Here is a 388-nt window from a genome sequence, read left to right as displayed (position 1 = left end):
GCACATAGCGGGCGCGCAGCGGCAAGGTCATCGTGCTGGTGCCGGGGGTGGTGGTACCGACATTGACGGTCTGGCCGAAGCGCACTTCGCGCTCGGTGGTGCCATCGCGCTGGACCATCTGGATGCCGATGCGGGTGGCGCTGTTGGTGGCCGCACTGAGCTTCAGCACGCCCGGCATGTTCGAGCTGTCCTGATCGGCATCGAGGCGGATGCCGATCTTGCTCTGGTACTGCGCGACATTGCTGCCCTGGCAGTTCAGGCGGATCTCGAAATCGCGGTCAACGGCCTTGGAACCGACACCGGTGAAGGTAGTGTTGGGCACGCTGCCGAAATCGACGGCGATATTGCGGCTGCCGGCCTGCACTTCACAGGTCGGGCTGACCACGGT

General features: G+C 64.7%; 1 protein-coding gene. It reads right to left on the bottom strand.

Features of this window, described 5'->3' with window-relative positions; all coding sequences use genetic code 11:
• On the bottom strand, nt 1-388 hold a 388-nt coding region (locus tag DYZ14_RS24075), incomplete at both ends, for a fimbrial protein (protein ID WP_154722946.1).

The sequence above is a fragment of the Ciceribacter sp. T2.26MG-112.2 genome, assembly GCF_900492205.1.
Classification (GTDB): Bacteria; Pseudomonadota; Alphaproteobacteria; order Rhizobiales; family Rhizobiaceae; genus Allorhizobium; species Allorhizobium naphthalenivorans_A.
Note: the sequence above shows the minus strand (reverse complement) of the source record. Positions and strands in the feature narration are given on the sequence as shown.